2 protein-coding genes and 1 pseudogene are annotated in these 3,115 nt (G+C 73.6%); 2 read left to right on the top strand and 1 reads right to left on the bottom strand.

Annotated features, from left to right (window positions below):
- Positions 1-184: pseudogene (locus K6I33_RS33605) on the bottom strand (type VII secretion protein EccE); the annotation flags it as partial.
- 193 nt (positions 185-377) lie between these two features.
- On the opposite strand from K6I33_RS33605, the gene eccB reads away from it, so the two are divergent.
- Both eccB and mycP read left to right on the top strand, forming a co-directional pair.
- Entirely contained in the window at positions 378-1,940 is a 1,563-nt protein-coding gene (gene eccB, locus K6I33_RS33600) for a type VII secretion protein EccB (RefSeq protein WP_229358554.1), read from the top strand.
- 117 nt (positions 1,941-2,057) lie between these two features.
- The coding region (mycP, locus tag K6I33_RS33595) for a type VII secretion-associated serine protease mycosin (protein WP_229358556.1) at positions 2,058-3,115 on the top strand (1,058 nt) is incomplete at its 3' end.

Raw genomic sequence — 3,115 nt, 5'->3', positions numbered from 1 at the left:
CCACGGCCGCCGCGAGCTCCAGCAGCACCAGCTGCGACAGCCGGACCGGCCCCAGCGCCCCGTGCCCCGGCGCCGGCCGGGGCACGACGCCTCCGGCACCGCCCTCGGCACCACCCCCGGGACCGGCGGTCCGCGCACCGGACTCCGGGCCCCTCCCGGTCCGTACGCGCGCCATGGCAGCCACGACCCGTCAAGCCCCCTCGCACATCCCGGAATACACCGCCGGGAAATCGGATGCCGCCTCGGGAGCCCTCCCCCGGCGACAGGTGTCGATCACTTACGGGCATAGTAGAGGCTCGGTACGACACCGGGCCCGATAGGGCGACGCCTGGCGACCGAGGGAAGTCACGGCGAAAACGGGGGAGAAACAGCTCGAGATGGCATCACGGCGGGACGAACTCAACGCCTACACCTTCGCGAAGAAACGGACGGTTGCCGCTTTTCTTCAGCCCTCGCCCACCGGTTCCGAGGAAGGCGCCCCGCGTCCGCTGCGCACGGTCCTGCCCGGCGTCGTCATCGGCGCCCTGCTCGTCGCGGGCTTCGGCGCCTGGGGAGTGTTCCGGCCCGTGGCGCCCAAGGGATGGGACGACGTCGCCGCCCACGTCATCGTCGGCAGCGACTCCACCACCCGCTACGTCGTGCTGAGGACGGACGGCAGGAAGCAGCTCCACCCCGTCCTCAATCTCGCCTCCGCCCGGTTGCTCCTCGCCCCCGGCAAGGCGGGAGTGATCAAGGTCCGGGAATCCGAGCTCGACGACGGACATATTCCGCGCGGCCCCACTCTCGGCATTCCGTACGCACCGGACCGAATGCCCACGGCGACCCAAGCGGGCAAACCGAAACAGTGGGCCGTCTGCCAACAACCCGGGGGTAATGGGAAAACCACGCAAAAAGCGGTCTTCCTTTTCTCCGCGAACGACCCGAAGGCCAGGACGCTCACCGGCGCCGGACGCCTGCGCGGCGCTCAGGCCCTCTACGTCCAGGGGCCCGACGACGCCCGCTACCTCGTCGACCCCAAGGGCATCCGCTACCTCATCGGCGGCACCGACTGGCAGCACCAGGACCCCGCCGACCGCAGCGTCCTCCTCCGCGCCCTCTTCCCCGACGGCGCCCAGCCCCAGCACGTCACCAAGGAGTGGCTGGGCACCCTCGGCGAGGGCACGCCCCTCACCTTCCCCACCGTCGGCGGCCGCGTCGGCGAACCGGCGGGCGTCCCCACCCTCAAGCCCAGGGCCAACCGTGTCGGCATGATCCTCCAGGCCCCCACGGGCGCCACCACCCAGCACTACGTCGTGCTGCCCGGCAAGGTCGCCCGCGTCTCGGAGTTCGTCGCCAAGCTCCTCCTCAGCAGCCGTGACCTCGCCCCCCTCGGCCAGGCCGGCGCCCCCGAGCGCGTCAGCGCCGCCGACTTCACCCCCGACGCCGAGGAGTTCCACGGCGGCGACCACTGGCCCGCCCAGGTGCCCCGCCTCGCGGCCGCCGGCGACCCCCTCGCCGGCGGCGGCACCGTCTGCTCCCTCTTCGGCGGCCTCGACGCATCCGGCACCCCCGGCCTCGGCGTCTGGACCGGCAAGGACTACCCCGCGACCATCCCCGACGGCGCCACCAGCGCCTACGTCACCCCCGGCTCCGGCCTCCTCTACCGCCAGGTCACCGGGCGCCAGACCCACAGCGGCACGGTCTTCCTCGTCACCGACACCGGACTGCGCTACGCCGTCCAGTCCAACAGCGACAGCGCCACCGCCAAGTCGAGGATCGGCGAGGAGCCCGCCGACGCCCGGCCCGGCGAGCAGCCGGCGGTGCCGGAGGCCGACCAGGCCCGCGTCCGGCTCGGCTACAAGGACGTCGACCCCGTGCCCGTCCCCGCGAACTGGTCCCAGTTCCTGCCCACCGGGCCACGGCTGGACACCAACAGCGCCAAGCAGCCGCAGGGTTCGTGAGGAACGCCCGTGAACGCCCGTAAGCGCACGCGGACCCTCCTCTCCGCCACCCTGCTGACCACCCTCACGACCGGGGCCGCCCTCACCACCGGGGCGGCGCCCGCACTCGCCGTCCCGATGGTGGCCCCGGCGCCGGTCGCCCTCGACGGCAGCGGCCAGTGCACCTACCCGGCCAAACCCATCAAGGGCACCCCCTGGTCGCTCCAGCGCGTCCTGCTCGACCAGCTCTGGCAGGACACCCGGGGCAAGGACAGCCGCGGCAACCCCGTCCGCGTCGCCGTCATCGACACCGGCGTCGACAACCTCAACCCGCAGCTCAAGGACGCCGTCGACGCCAGGAGCGGCACCGACCTGCTCACCGGCGCCAAGGACCCCGGCCAGCCGGCGGGTCAGGGCCCCGCCACCGGAACCGGACCCACCGGACCTGCCGGACTCGCCGGACCCGCGGGCGCCACCGTCGACCCCGTCGGCCACGGCACCAAGGTCGCCGGCATCATCGCCGCCCGCCCCTCCCCGGCGAGCGGGTTCGTCGGCATCGCCCCCGAGTCGGTCATCATCCCGATCCGGCAGAACGACGAGAAGGGCACCGGCACCTCCCGCACCCTCGCCGTCGGCATCCGGCAGGCCGTCGACGCGGGCGCCCGCGTCATCAACATCTCCCAGGACACCGCCACCCCGCTGCGCCCCGACTCCGACCTGGAACAGGCCGTCCAGTACGCCCTCGCCCACGACGTCGTCGTGGTCGCCTCGGCAGGCAACGACGGCGCCGACGGCCAGGCCAGGGCCACGTACCCGGCCGCCTACCCCGGCGTCCTCGCCGTCGGCGCCTCCGACCGCAACAACGAGCGGGCGTACTTCTCCCAGTCCGGCGACTTCGTCGGCGTGGCCGCGCCCGGCGTCGACATGGTCTCCACCGTCCCCGGCGGTGGACAGTGCGTCGACCACGGCACCAGCTTCTCCGCCCCCTACGTCGCCGGGGTCGCCGCGCTCATCCGCGCCAAGCACCCCGACTGGAAACAGCACCAGGTGGTCGCCCAGATCGAGCAGACCGCGGAACGCCCGGCCGCCGGCCGCGACCGCCACATCGGCTGGGGCGTCGTCGACCCCGCCCGCGCCCTCACCGAGGACGACCATCCCCTCGACCGCGTCACCGCCCCGAGCGGCCCGGCCCACCC

Source organism: Streptomyces sp. UNOB3_S3 (assembly GCF_020740895.1).
Classification (GTDB): Bacteria; Actinomycetota; Actinomycetes; order Streptomycetales; family Streptomycetaceae; genus Streptomyces.
This window is presented reverse-complemented; position numbering and strand designations above follow the sequence as displayed.